Below are 15,738 nucleotides of genomic sequence, written 5' to 3' on the forward strand. Positions count from 1 at the left end.
CCCCCGAGACACTTGTCATCCCACCAACCCCAAGCCATAAAAAACGGGAACTCTCCTTTTGAGTGGATACAAAAAGGGGGGCACGTCAGTGTCATGGCGCGATTTCTTCCATGTGTCCCCGTGCCATCCGGAACCGCGTCCCGGCCATGCGCCCCGCCTGCCCCATGTCGTGCGAGACCAGGACAATGGCCGTCCCCTGCGCCCTTGCCTCCTGAAGAACGGCTTCAACCCTGTCCGTCGTGGCGGCATCCAGCGCCGAACAGGGTTCATCAAGCAGCAGGACACGGGGATGCAGCAGCAGGGCGCGGATCAGGGACAGCCGCTGGCGTTCCCCCGTGGACAGGCGTGACAGCGGCGAGCGCAGGCAGTCTTCCCGCAGGCCAAGGCGCGCGACCAGCGCGCGCACCGCGTCCGTATCCACCATGTGGTCCAGCACGATATCGGACCACCACGCGGGTTCCGCCGGGACATATTGCACCAGGCGGCGCCACTGCGCCGCAGGCATGCCCGAGCAGGCCTGTCCATCGATGCGTGCATCGCCTTCATGCGGGTCAAGATCCGCGATCATGCGCAGCAGTACCGACTTCCCGCTGCCTGATGACCCGGTGATCGCCACGCACGCCCCCGCCGGGACAGTGAATGCAAACGGGCCACCATGGACGCTGCGCAAGGCCAGTACCTCCAGCGCCACAGGCCTGGCCTGATCTGTCGCTACAGTCATCCATCCTCCTGAACAGCCATCCCTGCCCGTTCGCGCGAAGACATCAGCCACGTTGCGTCCAGTCCCGGGCCTTTTCCCATATCTGAATTTCTCGATATGAGGAAATATTATATCCTCGCCGGACATGGCGACCGGCATCGCGCCGGTGTGCATGGCCCGGGCTACGGTCCATTTATGGACAGGTCCCGGCGACAGGACGGCCTGCCCCCGCGCCAGCCCGATGAAACCGGCCAACGCTGTAGGCGTTGGGAACCCTGCCTGTTTGCCCATAATCGGATATTACCATGATGCTGGATCGCCGTTCCTTTCTGGCATTGTCCGGACGAACGACGCCGGCGGCCATGATCCCGCGCCGGGGCCGTGGCGCTGGCCCCGTCATGGGTGGAAAAGCGGACCATACGCTGCGGATCGCCACGGGACAGGTCGAACTTGCCCCCGGGCGCATCATTTCAACCACGCTTTATAATGGCCAGTTTCCCGGCCCCCTGCTGCGGCTTGAGGAAGGCAGGCTCAGCGTGATCGACATCTTCAATGATACCGATACGCCGGAACTGGTGCATTGGCATGGCCGGGGGCGATCTCAACCGTGGTACCTATACCGGGCAGGTCGGGCTGGTCTATATCGAGCCGAAGGATAATCCTGGCGCCCATGACCGCGAGATATTCCTTGTGCTGAAGGAATTCGCGCCATTCTTCAGCCGTGGCGGCGACATGGCGGTGGGTGCGCTTGCGGGCGACCCGGTAGCCGAACTCCAGCGGCTGGGAAAGGGCGCCGACGCGGTCGCCACGCAAGGGACGAAGGGGTTCGAGGTCGGCTACAGGTCATTCACGATCAACGGCCCATTCAATAAGGTGGCGTATAAGCTGGTGCTGCCGGATAGGGCGCCGTCGGGTAAGCAGGCACGACCGGCACGACCGGTACAGGCATCGCCACGCCTGTAGTGGCAGCAACCACGCCCGCGATCAGTCCGGTTACCGCCGCCACAAGCAGGTACTGCGCTCCGGACTGCATCCAGTAATAGCCTGATGGCGGTGCCCACAGGCCATGGTAGCGCCGCCAGTCACGGCCCCGCCACTGCCACGACGGTCATGACCGCCATGCCCCCATGGCGGATCCGCACGGGCCGTCGCACTGGTCAGGATCAGGTAGGCTGACAGGATGGCGGCCGGAAATCGATCTATCATGGTGCCTCCATCGGCAAGCAGGGTAAGGAACACAGGCTCTCATGGCTTATGCATGAACGTACGCCCCCCCCCCCGCGCCAGGACAGGGATTGACATTATTTTATATATCCACAATCAAAGATATATGGATATGGAATCGGCCCTTGCCGCGCTCAGCGCCCTGTCCCAGTCCACGCGGCTGGCTATCTTCCGCCTGCTTGTGCGCCATGAACCGGACGGCCTGCCCGCCGGACATGTCGCTCGCCATCTTGATATGCCGCAGAACACGATCTCGACCCACCTGGCGATCCTGACACGTGCCGGCCTGCTGAGCGCGCAACGCCACAGTCGGCAGATCGTCTATCGCGCCTGTCTTTCTCGCCTGCAGGACCTGATGCTCTTCCTCGTCAGGGACTGCTGTGCGGGCAGTCCCGAACTCTGTGCGCCCCTGATCGCGACCCTGTCCTCCTGCTGTCCGTCCCCCGAATCCTGCTCATGACCATCACGATCTATCACAACCCGGCCTGCGGCACGTCGCGCAATGTGCTGGCACTGATCCGCAACAGCGGCGAGGAGCCTCGCATTATCGAGTATCTGAAAACGCCTCCCAATCGTGCGGAACTGGTCGATCTGATTGCCCTTATGGGCGTTCCGGTGCGCTCGGTCCTGCGGGAAAAGGACACGCCCTTTCACGAACTTGGCCTCGATAATCCGGCCCTGAGCGATGACGCGCTGATCGATGCCATAATCGCACACCCAATCTTGATGAACCGACCGATCGTCGTCACCCCGCTCGGCGTTGCGCTCTGCCGTCCGTCCGAGACGGTTCTGGACATCCTGCCCAACCCACAGCAGGGCGCATTCGTCAAAGTGGACAACGAGAAAACCGTCGATGAATCCGGAAAGCGGATCGTCTGATGCTGGCGCTTCTGATTTTCGTTGTCACGCTGGTTTTTGTCATCTGGCAGCCTCGGGGGCTGGGCATCGGCTGGAGCGCAATGGCAGGTGCCGCCGTGGCTCTGGCGGCTGGTGTGATCCACTGGCACGACATTCCGGTCGTCTGGCACATCGTCTGGGACGCGACCTTCACCTTTATCGCGCTGATTGTTATCTCGCTGTTGCTGGACGAGGCCGGGTTCTTCCATTGGGCCGCCTTGCACGCGGTGCGTTGGGGCAAAGGGCGAGGCCGGACGCTATTCCCGCTGATCGTGGTGCTGGGAGCGGCCATTGCAGCGGTTTTCGCCAATGACGGCGCGGCCCTGCTGCTCACGCCCATTGTCATCGCCATCCTCACTCAACTCCGCCTGAGCCATACTGCAGCCCTGGCCTTCATCATAGCGACCGGCTTCGTCGCGGACACCACCAGCCTGCCGCTGGTCATCTCCAATCTGGTGAACATCGTCAGCGCCAATTTCTTTGGCATTGCGTTCGATCGCTATGCCACGATCATGGTCCCTGTCGATCTGGTAGCACTTGGTGCAACGCTGGCCGTCTTGTGGCTGTGGTACCGGCGGCAGGTGCCTGCGACCTATCCCGTCGCCGAACTGCCCGCACCTGCCACGGCCATTCGTGACCCTCATGTATTCCGAGCGGCATTTCCGCTGCTAGCCCTGGTTCTGGCGGCCTATTTCCTGACCGCGCCGTTTCATATCCCGGTCTGTGTCGTAGCCTGCCTGGCCGCTGCAATCCTGCTGCTCGTCGCCGGATATGGCCGGGTGATCTCTGTTCGCAAGGTGCTGCGGGGTGCCCCGTGGCAGATCGTGATCTTCTCCCTAGGCATGTATCTGGTGGTCTATGGGCTGCGCAATGCCGGGCTGACCGACTATCTTGCGACCGCACTGGTCTGGCTCGGTCATCAAGGGACGTTCACGGCCACCATCGGCACCGGCTTTCTAGCGGCTGTTCTGTCGTCCATCATGAACAATATGCCGAGTGTGCTGGTCGGGGCGCTGGCGATCCAGCAGGCTCACGACATCACGCCGCTGACACGCGACCTGATGATCTATGCCAACGTCATCGGCTGCGACCTCGGGCCGAAATTCACGCCCATTGGTAGTCTCGCAACACTGCTGTGGCTGCATGTGCTGGCATCCAAGAATCATCGGGTCACGTGGGGGCAATACATGAAGGTCGGGCTGGCCATCACCCCGCCGGTCCTGCTGGCCACGCTCATCGCGCTGGCCCTGTGGCTGCCCCGGGTCAGCCACCCGTAACGCATGAAGGGAACCGCTCCATGACCGCACCTGACTTGCCCGCCCTGCATCCGGAATATCTCGAACGGGTTGACCTCGCGCGGCTTGAGCCACACCCACGGGTTGACCATCCGCCCCGCATCCTGCTGCTCTATGGCTCGCTGCGACCACGCTCGTTCAGCCGCCTGCTGGTGCTGGAGGCGGAGCGCATCCTGAAAGCCCTCGGCGCGGAAACGCGGATATTCGACCCGACCGGCCTGCCGGTGGCGGATTCCGTACCTGCCACCCATCCAAAGGTGCAGGAACTGCGCGCACTCTCGCTCTGGTCGGAAGGCCAGGTCTGGTGCAGCCCCGAACGGCACGGTAACATAACCGCTGTGTTCAAAAACCAGATCGACTGGTTGCCACTGTCCGAAGGCTCGATCCGTCCGACGCAGGGCCGCACGCTGGCGGTGATGCAGGTCTCAGGCGGATCGCAAAGCTTCAATTCCGTCAATGCCCTGCGGGTTCTGGGCCGATGGATGCGGATGTTCACCATCCCCAACCAGTCCAGCGTGCCGATGGCCTATACGCAATTCGGTGATGATGACCGGATGAAGCCCTCCCCGCTCTATGACCGCATGGTGGATGTCATGGAGGAACTGATGAAGTTCACATGGCTGCTGCGGGACCGGGCCGATTACCTCGTTGATCGCTATAGCGAGCGCAGGCAGGACCATCGCCCGCCTGAAGCGCGGTGAGGCCGGGACGGGACGGAACCGTTCAACGTGGTGATTGCGGATGGCGGCCATGCTGCGGGGCCGTAAGCCTGCTACGCTCCAGCCAACGCCAAAGCGGCAACACTTCAGGCTTACCATATCCGTGATCCTGTGATCTGGATTAATAAACCCCAATCTTCGTGCGACCATCTTGTAGCTTTATCAAAGCTCTTGTAAAAACAAAAAGAAATACTTTGTCATGAACATAGCGTTATGGAATCTTTCCAATTGAAAACCTCCATAAACAGTAAAATCCGTCACGATCCACAAGAAACTACCAAGGTTCTTGTGGTCAACACCCTCCTGACGTGAAGACAAACACCGTGTCCTGATTTCGCATATAGCGATCTTCCTATACCGCCTTGATGTGCCTGGGCATCATAGCCTGCTCATGCCGTTGGCCACGGTCGTTCGAGATTACCAGGATAAAAGCAATAGTGGCGGTCACCGATATTGTACCGGCCCACCTGACCGACACCACTACGAAAGGGGTTCACCCCATGTCACCCTTACAGTCGAGTTGCGCCCTGCCTGAGGCTGCCACGTCTCGAAATGGACGGGAAGGCATCTGTCTTGATCATGACCAGTCCTTGCAGCAATGGATCCTTGCATGATGACCGAAACCTGCAAGGTCCTGATGATCTTCCCGCTTTTCAACGCCAATTCATTCTGGAACTACAAGGAAGCCTGCGATCTTGCGGGCGCACGCTATCCGGCGGCCCCCCTTGGCCTGGTCACGGTCGCAGCCCTCCTGCCCCGGGACTGGGAAGTCCGGCTGGTCAACCGCAATACCGAAGACCTTGTGGATGCCGATTACGACTGGGCCGACATGGTCATGACCGGCGGCATGCTGCCGCAGCGCAATGATGCGCTGCACATCATCGAGACCTGCCGCGCGCGCGGCAAGCCGGTGGTGGTGGGTGGCCCCGACGTGACCTCCAGCCCATCGCTTTACAGCGCCGCCAATTTTCAGGTTCTGGGCGAGGCCGAAGAGATCATGGATGATTTCATCGCCGTCTGGCACAGCGGCGTGCGGCAGGGCATGTTTGAGGCTCCCATGGGCAAGACGGATGTGACCAAAAGCCCATTGCCGCGCTTTGACCTGCTCAAGCTGGATCAGTACCTGCACGTGGGCATCCAGTTCTCGCGCGGTTGTCCGTTCAGTTGCGAGTTCTGCGACATCATTGAACTCTATGGCCGAGTGCCGCGCACCAAGACCAATGCGCAGGTCATGGCCGAACTCGATGCCCTGTACGCGCTTGGCTATCGCGGACATGTGGATTTTGTCGATGACAACCTGATTGGCAACAAGAAGGCGCTCAAGAAATTCCTGCCCGACCTGAAACGCTGGCAGAACGAGAAGAACTTTCCATTCGAGTTCTCGACCGAGGCATCGATCAACCTTGCCGATGATGCCGACCTGCTGCGCAGCCTGGCCGATACCAATTTCTTCGCCATATTCGTCGGCATCGAAAGCCCGGATACAGACTCCCTCGTGCTGATGCAGAAAAAGCAGAACACGCGGCGCAGCCTGCAGCAGAGCATCGAGACGATCCACAAGGCCGGGATTTTCGTCAATGCGGGCTTCATCGTGGGTTTCGACAGCGAAAAGGGCAGTGTCGCCCAGGGCATGATCGACTGTATCGAGGATACGTCCATCCCAGTCTGCATGGTCGGCCTGCTTTACGCCCTGCCCACGACGCAGCTGACGCGGCGCCTGCTGGCGGAAGGCCGCCTTTTTTCCGGCAGTGAACAGACGCAGTCGGGCGACCAATGCACGGCGGGGCTGAATTTCGAGACAAAACGCCCGCGTCGCGACGTGCTGAACGATTACAGGACGGTGCTTGCGGCCATCTATGACCCAGTCGCCTATTTCGGCCGCGTGCGCAGGCTGGGCCGGATGCTCGGGCGCAAGCGCGCGCACCGGATGATAAAGGATGATTTGCGCAGCTTTGTCCGGCTCATGTTCCGCATCCACCGTGCGGGGCCGGGAACGGCCGGGCAGTTCTGGCGCATGATGCTGGACTGCGCCCTGCATAACCCGCGCGCGCTGCCCTATGTGGTGATGACAAGCGCGCTTTACCTGCATCTTGGCCCGTTTTCACGCCAGGTCATTGCCGAGATCGACCGCGAGATCGCGGATGTGGACCAGGGCCGCTGGCACGTGCCGCCCGTTGTACGTCATGTCAAGGCAGAACTCGTGCCAGTCTAAACCGTGTTAAGGGAAGATGAAGGAGTATGCATGATGTACAATAAAAGCGCTAATATGCATTGCCTGTTAAAGCGCATTTCGTATAAATTCCGACATAACGAAGCTATTCCACTTATCAAAATATATATTGAATTAATGAAAAGAATTGTTCAATAAATAATTTGTTTTAAATTTTATTATACGATATTTTCTCGAAAAATGAGGCGCATCTGGCATAATCATCATATATGGTTATTTACAATCATATTATTGAAAACCTTCTCTTTTGCATATGCCCAGCCTGTTCCCGTAAGCGTGCTGAGCGCGGGCGTTACGCCACAGCAGAATATTCCCGACCATATTGACCCGCGCACCCATCTGTCCGGCAACTGGGGCGGAATACGGAACCGGCTGCTGGCACAGGGAATTGATATCCGTATATCGGATACCAATGAATTCTGGTCCAACCCGGTGGGGGGCGCGCAGGCATCCAGCAACTACATCGGGTCCGCCGCGGTTGAAATGGTGACGGATCTGCACACCCTCACGGGCCTGCCACTGGGTACATTTGACATCAGCGCCATGGAAATCCGTGGGCGACCATTCAGTAATACGCCCCTGTATGTTTTCAACCAGACATCGAATATCGAAGCGGATGATAACGGGCGGCTATATGAACTGTGGTACAGCCAGAAATTCATGGGAGAACGCCTGGCCTTCCGGATTGGCAAGCTGGATCTCGGGCATGACTTCATGGTCAGCAGCGTCGGGCTGAACTTCCTCAACGCGTCCTTTTCCTGGCCCATCATGCCCGATAATGACCTGTATGACCAAGGCCCCGTCTCCCCCGTGGCCACGCCTGCGATACGGTTGCGCTATACCCTGTCCCCACACTGGAATTTCCTGTTCGCGGCAGCCGATGACAATCCTGTGGGCGGCCCCTTCATCAACGCGAAGGACCCGTGGAACCAAAACCGCGACCCCGGTGGCACGCGCTTCAGTTTCCGCACGGGCGCTCTTTTCTTCGGGGAGGTCCAGTACCGGCGGACCCTGTACGGAAGGCAGGGCACATATAAACTTGGCGGTTACTTTGATACCGGACGCTTTCCCGACCAGTCCGATCTCAGAAAAAACCATAAAACCAACTGGGCCGTCTACGCCATTGCGGATCAGACGCTGCAGCATTTCGGGCGAATAACGGAGCTTGACGCTTTCATTCGGGGGAACTGGACAGCGGACACCGACCGCAACCAGATCGTCTATGCCGCAGATGCTGGGTTTACCCTGAAGGGGCCGTTTGGACGTGCAGGCGACATGGCGGGGTTTGGTGCGGGCCTGGGGGCGGCTAGTCCCTATCTTGCCCAGGCGGACCGGCGTTCTGGCCTGCCCATGCAGGGCACCGAATATCATCTGGAGTTGACCTATCAGATCCCAATCACGCCATGGTTCATGCTTCAGCCTGATATTCAGGGCATCATATCGCCCAGTGGTGGTGTTCTCGATAATAAAGGGCAGCATGTGCATGACGAAGCCATCTTCGGTCTGCATAGCAGCGTAACATTCTGAACCATTCTGTACAAGGTTTTTTTGAAAAGATCCGACCAGACTGTGTTGCCCCGCCTTTTCATTCTAGGTTCAGCTAGAAATTCACATTGGTATGCAACCCGAATACGGCTTCATTACCAATCAGGCGCGTCGGACAGGATGGATCTCCCGTGCCGCCCGAGGGGTTCAGGACATATTGGAAATCGGGCTGCACGACCATCCATGGTGTGATCTGGGCCTGATAGGTCAGTTCAAAATGATTTTCGTTTCCCTGCACCAGCGCACCGCGCGCGCGATCATAGGCACGCACGCCTGATGTGACGCGACCGATACCCCAGCCCAGACCAAGTGTATCATTCGTCCTGCCTGAAAAGGGCGCCTTCAGGTTAAGGCCGGCATCAATGGCGAAGTTTATGATATTGCGATCACCACTATTACCCGTCGCCCGGACAAACAGGCCAAGTGCGCGTGATGCATCAGGCGACGGACGCCAGATCAACTGGTCGATTATCCCGTAAATCAGCCAGTTTCCCCGATCCCAGCGGGGTGTACCACCATCCGCGCCAAGAGACAGTCCCTGTGTGTTATATCGATAGTCCGGAAATCGTGCCGTATCATAATAGCCTCCAAGTTTATAAACGCCTGACAGGCCCGGATGACTGGCCGCGCGTCCACTGTCGCCAGATTGAGGATTGAAGGCATACTGAATTTCGGTAATCAGTAGCGCGCCGGTTCCCATATTGAACTGCGTGCCACTTCCATCCCTTATGGTCTGGCTGGTGGGGTCCGCCGGGTTTCCGGTCACGCCAAAGACACTGCTATCCTGATTACCCGACGGATTGTCATCCGCCGCCGCGAACATGAATGTGTATTTTTCACCGGGTCGGTAGCGCAACCGGATTGCGGGAGCTGCAAGCGGCCATGAAGGACCGCCAGCATAAAGATTGACCGAAGGACCCATTGGCCATCCGAAATTGGCGTTGAGGTACAGGGACGCGTAATCGCTGATCAGGAATTCCGTATCGAGATCCTGCTGGCCGATCTTGACGTCCAGCGCGCCCCTGAGAAAGGACTGCTGGTACCAAAGTTCAAACAGGCGGGTGGAGCGATCCGCCTCAAATCCGCTGATGGGGTTGAAATTGCCCAGATGGTCCTGAGTGACGGCACGTCCCCGGATCTGCAGGGCACTGATGTTGATTGTCGCGCCTTTAAGCCCGATCATCCTTTCCAGATCCGCCATCAGGGTCGGCATGGTAATGCCGATATAGGAAGGGCCCGTGCCCGATCCCCTGCCATCGCCATTGGTACTGCCGATCCCGCCCGTGGCGTTACCCCATAACTCGTTGACGTCCTGAATGCTCAGCGTCAGGCCGTAGCGGGCCAGCCATGGACGCAATCCCCCCATATTCCCCAGCAGGCTCCCACCGGCAGACGGCGTATCTTGGCTGTGGCTGGTCGTGATTGCGCCTGCTTGCCAGGAATCACGCACGGTCGCCGGGTCAATCTGGGCCAAGAAAGGTGTACTGGCGCCCAGATGGGCCTGCCCACCCGCAATGGCGGTCTGGGCCTGCCCCGCAACGGAGATGAAACCGCCGATGCCCCAGAAGAAAATTCCCTCACATACACGCCGGGACAATCGGGTAACGCAAACCGCCGGAATCCTGCGTGATGTCAGTTCGCACGGTCGCAAATGTTTCTCATATTATCGTAAAAAAGGTCGTAATCCAGACAGATATCATATACCCGGTCTTCTTTCCACAACATGATGTTTTTGTTAAAGACACAATGTGAATAAAAGAGAATTGTGATATTATATCGTTCTCGTAATTTAATTTATTATTTTTAAAAAATATGCCTGAAGGTCATAAAAAGGTGTCTATTCTGCTTTGGCGATGGACGAAAACACATAGCGGAAAATAAATTATCGCGGCTGCCGCTTCTATGGAAAACAATTCAGACTTTTCACTTTGGCTGCCTGCACAAAATGATCGCCGGCATGCGTGGTAATACTGAGTACCATGCTGCCTGCTACAAGGATTGGCCGCCCTACCATTGCTCATAACGGCTGATCTCTTGCTAGCAGCGTCTCCCCCGTGACCTTATTTTCCGTGTTCAGGTTCACGTCATGTCTGCGTGTTACAAGAACAGCGAGCATCGGCATGATGGCATGGCCAGGGTCAGGTGCCAGGAGGCCGGACAAATATTATGAGATCGATAGTGCATTACGGATTGGCAATCCTGATGATAGTCAGCATATCCGGCTGTGTGGCGCGCGCCGAAACAGAAACAGAAACAGAAACAAACGGTATTTGCGAGACAGTGGAACAGGGTATCCGGCTGCATGTCGACGGCACGTATGGCGGATATCCCCATTCCGTCCTGCGTGATGCGGTGCTGGAGAGCGTAGCCTGTCCTTCGGGGGATGCAGAACTACGCGCTTTCCATACCATTGCGATACCGCCGCCCCATATGCGTATTGCCGTCATGCGCCCCATCGGGCAGGGCCAGCAGGGATCGCTGTCCATCATGCTGTTTTCACAAGGGCATTTCGTTATCGGCGAACGGATGTCCCTCTCTCCTTTCTCACGCACCCAGTCTCCTTTTTCGGTAAAGGCAGACATCAACCTTGCAACAGCACGCCTATGGGGCGATCTGGCGAACCGGATCGCACAGGGGAAGCGTGCCATTCCATAACGGGGAAACAAGCTCAGTCCATCACATTTGCGATCCGGTTTACCGAAAATGGCCGTAGCTTGCACATATTCTGCGATGTCATTAGGTCACGGGCGCCACACAGTTATCTGGATACAGGTTCCTTGCTCGCTGCCGGTGTCGTCGTGGGTTTACCATCTCCATTCGTTTTTTACAGTCTGAACACCAACGGACCGCAGGTATCGGCAAGGCGGCCAATCGTTCAGGTTCGCGTCATGTTTGAGTGATATGATCGTTCGGATGAAATACAAATCTGGCCTTTCCCCAGCACGTTATGACGCACCAACAATCATTTTCCACTGGGGATGCACGGCCATTATCATACTGCAGTTCGCAACCGCGAATTTATGGGGCCTGTTCCGGAACCCGCTACACCATCAACTGGTGGTGACCCACCTGACGGCAGGCATGGTACTGAGCGTTCTGTTTCCCGCACGCCTGCTATGGCGACTAGGCTGGGGACGGCAGATCCGCGCCGCCGATCGCTGGCTTGATGCCATGCTGGCACGCTGCGTGGAATACAGCCTGTATGGTTTAGTCCTGCTGGAAATCCTCCTGGGATATCTGTGGCGATGGGGCAATGGGCAGGCCATGAGTTTCCTGTCCATCCAGATCATGCCGCCCTTTGGCAGGTTTCCGACATCGACAGTCGGCATTCTGCACTGGCTGCACCAGTGGAATGGCTGGCTGATCATCGTGCTTGCCACGGGTCATGCGCTGGCCGCGTGTTTTCATTACTTCATTCTCCGGGACAATGTTTTTCAGAGAATGCTGCTGACAGGGAATGTATCCGATGAATATGGAAAGTAAAATACCGCTGCGCCCCAAAGAAATCCACGCGACCTCCCGTCTGGGCTGGCTGCGGGCCGCTGTTCTGGGGGCGAATGATGGTATCCTGTCAACATCCAGCCTGATCATTGGTGTCGCCAGCGCCCATGCGACACAGGGGAGCATCCTGCTGGCTGGAATTTCCAGTCTGGCTGCCGGGGCCATGTCCATGGCCGCAGGGGAATATGTGTCCGTTAGCTCGCAGGCGGATTCTGAGAAGGCTGACCTCGCCCGCGAAAAAAAGGAGCTTGGCAGTAGCTGGGACGCTGAAGTGAGCGAACTGGCCGGGATATACCGTCAGCGTGGCCTGGATGATATTCTGTCACGCAAGGTTGCCCTTCAGCTCATGAAGCATGATGCACTGGGGGCGCACGCCCGCGATGAACTCGGCATTTCGGACGCGACTGCGGCGCGCCCGGTACAGGCCGCCTTTGCATCGGCTAGCGCATTCTCTTCCGGTGCCATACTGCCCGTGCTGGCAGCCCTGCTGTCGCCAGCCAGCGTGGTCTCGTGGAGTGTATCCGCTGTATCCCTGATTGGTCTGGCGGTGTTGGGAGTCGTGGGTGCGCGTGCAGGTGGGGCCTCACCATGGCGTCCGGCAATGCGGGTCATATTCTGGGGCATCGTAGCGATGGCCGTGACGGCTGCCATCGGCCGGATATTCGGGGTACAGACATAATGTATTAAATATTTCTGTATATTGAACGAATGGAATGATATCGTGAATGTACTTCTTGTAATTGTGCTATCAAAGGCTGTCGTTTCAGTGCTCTGCATGCGACTTGTATTTCATTTATATCGTGACAAAAACAATATAATATTACATAGAAATGGGTCTGTGGGATAATGCTATCCCGGCAATAGATAGTGGGCATCAACTTCCTTGAAGACTTTCCCAAGGCGGCTATGGGAACCCCGCTTCTCCTGCGGGACGCGAATTATATGCGCAGTGATCTCTATTCCGTTGTCGCTGCGATCGTTAATGGCCGACTACGATGTCGGACCGAAAGGCATTTGCCTACACGCCATGGTCATCCTGCTTGCGTACCCATCTCATCCAGGATGGCCGAACCGGGCATGCATGCAAGATCATCCTATACCGCCAGGGAGTCACGCACTCATGACATAACCGCTACCCCTGACGGTGTGGATCAGAGGTTGGCCGTCCTGCCCCAGTTTTTCCCGCAGACGACAAATATGCGTTTCGACGATGTTCGTACGAACCGGGAAATCCATATGCCAGACATCCTTCAGCAACATTTGCCGGGAAAGCACCGTGCCTGCATTCCTCATGAAATATTCCAGAAGTTTTAGTTCCTGAGGCTGCAGAAGAACCTTTTCGCCATTCCGTGTCACTGCAAGCGTCAGCAGATTGAGTTCAACGTCAGCCACATTCATTATTGTTGTATGCTGGAAGGAAGATGATCGACGAAGCAGTACCTGCACGCGCGCGACCAACTCGCGTAATGCAAATGGCTTGATCATGTAATCATCCGCACCATGCCGCAGACCGGCGACACGGCTTGGTACGCCATCCATCGTCGTCAGGAACAGGACTGGCGTCATGATGGCATAAGAGCGCATGCGCATGAGAATTGTCAGTCCATCCAGACCAGGCAGCATGCGATCCAGAATGACGATATCCCACGTTTGCGACAGGGCATGCTGCGATCCATCGGTCCCGTTAGCGACACAAACCACGTCAATTCCGCTTTCCTCCAGTCCCTGCCGCACGTAATCCGTAGTTGCGTGGTCATCTTCAACCAAAAGCAGGCGGGGGCGTGTTACCAGCGTCATGAAGCAGGCCAATCAACAAATTTAATGTCCCGCCCAGCGAGACTGAGTTCTTGATCAGGTTATCAGAATCATTGTTACATGACACCATCCATGACGATGGATAGACAATTATTGGCATTTTTTAATGTATCGACCATGTCTCCAAATTGAATACAGAATAAATAATATCAATATTTCATGTGATACATATCATAAATGTGGATGTATATGTATTATATTTTATACGGTATTAAAACAAATACTACGTACGCGCAGGCATATAAAAAATAAAAGACGGTAAGTTCTCTCCGGACAGGACAAGGCAAAGGGGTTAACGCGGAAAGACCATTGAGGGTAAAGTCAGGCCACAGGGCTGGAGCCTATGCCAACCGGACCTGTCATGATCGGGGACGGGTGGATCTTGTCCGGTCATCCATATCCTGAGAGGATGTCGCTACATGATAAATATGTCCAATGATGTCGTGGAATAGGATATCCCGACGCCGAAATGTGGAGACACGACGTATCATCGCCACGACGTCGTTTCGTATCGTCACGTTGTTCGCCGGTCTTTTTATATTGGGCGGCATGGTCATGACTATAACGTCAGGCCTTTACAGCCAGTCAACCATGCGCCAGCAGATCCGCCGGGAAGTGGAGAACGAGAGCCATGAGACATTTGCAGATGCTGGTGTTGCGGATGTCCGTCATCTCCTGCCAGTTGTGCAAGGACTGATCGAACATGAACCCGGTTTCCATTATTTGCTTCAGGACTCCGGACAGGTCATTGTCGCAGGTAACATGCTGCATCTGCGACCAGTGCCGGGCGAACGCTGGCTGGCATGGTCCCATCGCCTGCCGAAAGAAATCAACCAGGATATCGTTTATGGAATAGGTTATCGCCTTGATGACGGCGGCTATTACTTCGTGGGCATGGATGCCTCGCCCCTGACGCATCTCCAACGCGCATTATGGACAACGATCCTGTGGGGCATTGCAGGATTTGGTCTGATAGGGGTAGCGGGCGGCCTTTTCCTGAGCAACCTGATCCTGAAATGGATCGAGACGATAAGCAGGACGGCACGGAGCATCATGCAGGGCGATATGTCTCGCCGCATCCCGCTACGTGGCACGGATGATGAGCTTGATCATCTCTCGGAGAGCCTCAATGCGATGCTCGACCAGAATGAATACCTGATTGCAAGTCTGAAACAGGTCTCCAATGACATCGCGCACGACATGCGCCGCCCGCTGGCGCGTATGCGCCAGAATCTTGAGCGCGCCATTGGGGCACATGGACCTTCCGATACCATGCATGAACAGGTCGAGTGTGCAATCGAGGATCTGGATGCCGCATTGGAAATATTTTCCTCGCTGCTCAAGCTGGCGCAACTTGAGTCCGGGGCATGGAACAACGAAATGGAACCCCTCGATCCCGCACGACTTCTGGAATCAGTTCTAGAACCGTATCGCTCCGTTATCGAAGACAATGGACAGCGCCTGGAAACCGAAATCATTCCCGCCTGCCCTACCGTCACCGGTCATCCAGTCCTTTTACGGCAGGCATTCTCCAACCTGATCGAGAATGCCGTACGCCATACGCCTGACCAGACCACCATCACAGCGACCATAATGCTTTCGGACAAGACCATCACGATAGAAATAGCCGATAATGGTCCAGGCATTCCGGACGAAGCCATGCTTCGGGTATTCGACCGCTTTGTCCGTCTTGATACAAGCCGTACGCATGACGGTAACGGGCTAGGGCCTGTTAGGGCTTGATCCAGTCTGCTGCGGCAGCGATGTGGATGACCGCGAGGAACGACGTTGCTGTTTTTTCATATCTGGTTG

At 56.8% G+C, this 15,738-nt stretch carries 15 protein-coding genes; 12 read left to right on the forward strand and 3 right to left on the reverse strand.

Annotated elements, in window-relative coordinates; all coding sequences use genetic code 11:
- Positions 1 to 91: 91 nt before the first annotated feature.
- Entirely contained in the window at positions 92 to 721 is a 630-nt protein-coding gene (locus HNH97_RS08595) for an ABC transporter ATP-binding protein (RefSeq protein ID WP_025440182.1), read from the reverse strand.
- A 284-nt stretch (positions 722 to 1,005) separates the two neighbouring features.
- Between HNH97_RS08595 and HNH97_RS17915 the strand changes: the two genes are divergently transcribed.
- The 8 genes from HNH97_RS17915 (at position 1,006) to HNH97_RS08635 (ending at position 8,592) form a co-directional block, all read left to right on the forward strand.
- Positions 1,006 to 1,359, forward strand: coding sequence for a multicopper oxidase domain-containing protein (locus HNH97_RS17915; protein ID WP_237701062.1), 354 nt, complete (start codon positions 1,006 to 1,008; stop codon positions 1,357 to 1,359).
- A complete protein-coding gene (locus HNH97_RS17920) occupies positions 1,286 to 1,663 on the forward strand; it encodes a multicopper oxidase (protein ID WP_010509905.1) in 378 nt (125 codons plus the stop codon). The genes HNH97_RS17915 and HNH97_RS17920 overlap by 74 nt, the downstream gene beginning before the upstream one ends.
- Positions 1,664 to 2,030: 367 nt before the next feature.
- Positions 2,031 to 2,384, forward strand: coding sequence for an ArsR/SmtB family transcription factor (locus tag HNH97_RS08610; protein ID WP_048852226.1), 354 nt, complete (start codon positions 2,031 to 2,033; stop codon positions 2,382 to 2,384).
- Positions 2,381 to 2,803, forward strand: a complete 423-nt coding sequence (gene arsC, locus HNH97_RS08615; RefSeq protein ID WP_007396746.1) for an arsenate reductase (glutaredoxin) — start codon at positions 2,381 to 2,383, stop codon at positions 2,801 to 2,803. The genes HNH97_RS08610 and arsC overlap by 4 nt, the downstream gene beginning before the upstream one ends.
- Positions 2,803 to 4,098, forward strand: a complete 1,296-nt coding sequence (locus tag HNH97_RS08620) for an arsenic transporter (protein ID WP_007396745.1) — start codon at positions 2,803 to 2,805, stop codon at positions 4,096 to 4,098. Before arsC ends, HNH97_RS08620 begins: the two co-directional genes overlap by 1 nt.
- A gap of 20 nt (positions 4,099 to 4,118) precedes the next feature.
- On the forward strand, positions 4,119 to 4,817 hold the full coding sequence (gene arsH, locus HNH97_RS08625) for an arsenical resistance protein ArsH (protein ID WP_007396744.1): 699 nt from the start codon (positions 4,119 to 4,121) through the stop codon (positions 4,815 to 4,817).
- A 628-nt stretch (positions 4,818 to 5,445) separates the two neighbouring features.
- Positions 5,446 to 7,047 (forward strand): B12-binding domain-containing radical SAM protein, encoded by a 1,602-nt coding sequence (locus HNH97_RS08630; RefSeq protein ID WP_171790619.1) that lies wholly within the window; start codon positions 5,446 to 5,448, stop codon positions 7,045 to 7,047.
- Between the two features lie 294 nt (positions 7,048 to 7,341).
- Positions 7,342 to 8,592, forward strand: a complete 1,251-nt coding sequence (locus tag HNH97_RS08635) for a carbohydrate porin (RefSeq protein ID WP_265176191.1) — start codon at positions 7,342 to 7,344, stop codon at positions 8,590 to 8,592.
- Between the two features lie 73 nt (positions 8,593 to 8,665).
- Here HNH97_RS08635 and HNH97_RS08640 read toward each other — a convergent pair whose 3' ends face one another.
- Positions 8,666 to 10,207 (reverse strand): carbohydrate porin, encoded by a 1,542-nt coding sequence (locus HNH97_RS08640; RefSeq protein WP_039998442.1) that lies wholly within the window; start codon positions 10,205 to 10,207, stop codon positions 8,666 to 8,668.
- 569 nt (positions 10,208 to 10,776) lie between these two features.
- Between HNH97_RS08640 and HNH97_RS08645 the strand changes: the two genes are divergently transcribed.
- From HNH97_RS08645 to HNH97_RS08655, 3 genes are all read left to right on the forward strand, one after another.
- Positions 10,777 to 11,265 carry a hypothetical protein gene (locus HNH97_RS08645; RefSeq protein WP_039736192.1) on the forward strand — a complete coding sequence of 163 codons (489 nt, stop codon included), beginning with the start codon at positions 10,777 to 10,779 and terminating at the stop codon, positions 11,263 to 11,265.
- A 258-nt stretch (positions 11,266 to 11,523) separates the two neighbouring features.
- Complete coding sequence (locus tag HNH97_RS08650) at positions 11,524 to 12,093, forward strand: cytochrome b (protein ID WP_231289985.1); 570 nt, start codon at positions 11,524 to 11,526, stop codon at positions 12,091 to 12,093.
- Positions 12,083 to 12,790 carry a VIT1/CCC1 transporter family protein gene (locus HNH97_RS08655; protein WP_007396730.1) on the forward strand — a complete coding sequence of 236 codons (708 nt, stop codon included), beginning with the start codon at positions 12,083 to 12,085 and terminating at the stop codon, positions 12,788 to 12,790. The genes HNH97_RS08650 and HNH97_RS08655 overlap by 11 nt, the downstream gene beginning before the upstream one ends.
- 431 nt (positions 12,791 to 13,221) lie before the next feature.
- On the opposite strand, the gene HNH97_RS08660 is transcribed toward HNH97_RS08655, so the two are convergent.
- The gene (locus HNH97_RS08660; protein WP_007396728.1) at positions 13,222 to 13,908 is read right to left on the reverse strand and encodes a response regulator transcription factor; all 687 of its coding nucleotides are present in this window, start codon (positions 13,906 to 13,908) and stop codon (positions 13,222 to 13,224) included.
- Positions 13,909 to 14,361: 453 nt separating this feature from the next.
- On the opposite strand from HNH97_RS08660, the gene HNH97_RS08665 reads away from it, so the two are divergent.
- Positions 14,362 to 15,669, forward strand: coding sequence for a sensor histidine kinase (locus HNH97_RS08665; protein ID WP_244949370.1), 1,308 nt, complete (start codon positions 14,362 to 14,364; stop codon positions 15,667 to 15,669).
- The last annotated feature ends 69 nt before the right edge of the window (positions 15,670 to 15,738 follow it).

The organism is Gluconacetobacter entanii, assembly GCF_013155425.1.
Classification (GTDB): domain Bacteria; phylum Pseudomonadota; class Alphaproteobacteria; order Acetobacterales; family Acetobacteraceae; genus Novacetimonas; species Novacetimonas entanii.

Bases quoted from the DNA above. Each gene is read 5' to 3' on its own strand.
- HNH97_RS08630 (WP_171790619.1), top strand. From the start codon at position 5,446: ATGATGACCGAAACCTGCAAGGTCCTGATGATCTTCCCGCTTTTCAAC.
- HNH97_RS08650 (WP_231289985.1), top strand. From the start codon at position 11,524: ATGAAATACAAATCTGGCCTTTCCCCAGCACGTTATGACGCACCAACA.
- HNH97_RS08595 (WP_025440182.1), bottom strand. From the start codon at position 721: ATGACTGTAGCGACAGATCAGGCCAGGCCTGTGGCGCTGGAGGTACTG.
- HNH97_RS08645 (WP_039736192.1), top strand. From the start codon at position 10,777: ATGAGATCGATAGTGCATTACGGATTGGCAATCCTGATGATAGTCAGC.
- HNH97_RS08655 (WP_007396730.1), top strand. From the start codon at position 12,083: ATGGAAAGTAAAATACCGCTGCGCCCCAAAGAAATCCACGCGACCTCC.
- arsC (WP_007396746.1), top strand. From the start codon at position 2,381: ATGACCATCACGATCTATCACAACCCGGCCTGCGGCACGTCGCGCAAT.
- HNH97_RS17920 (WP_010509905.1), top strand. From the start codon at position 1,286: ATGGCCGGGGGCGATCTCAACCGTGGTACCTATACCGGGCAGGTCGGG.
- HNH97_RS08610 (WP_048852226.1), top strand. From the start codon at position 2,031: ATGGATATGGAATCGGCCCTTGCCGCGCTCAGCGCCCTGTCCCAGTCC.
- HNH97_RS08620 (WP_007396745.1), top strand. From the start codon at position 2,803: ATGCTGGCGCTTCTGATTTTCGTTGTCACGCTGGTTTTTGTCATCTGG.
- HNH97_RS08665 (WP_244949370.1), top strand. From the start codon at position 14,362: ATGATGTCGTGGAATAGGATATCCCGACGCCGAAATGTGGAGACACGA.
- HNH97_RS17915 (WP_237701062.1), top strand. From the start codon at position 1,006: ATGATGCTGGATCGCCGTTCCTTTCTGGCATTGTCCGGACGAACGACG.
- HNH97_RS08660 (WP_007396728.1), bottom strand. From the start codon at position 13,908: ATGACGCTGGTAACACGCCCCCGCCTGCTTTTGGTTGAAGATGACCAC.
- arsH (WP_007396744.1), top strand. From the start codon at position 4,119: ATGACCGCACCTGACTTGCCCGCCCTGCATCCGGAATATCTCGAACGG.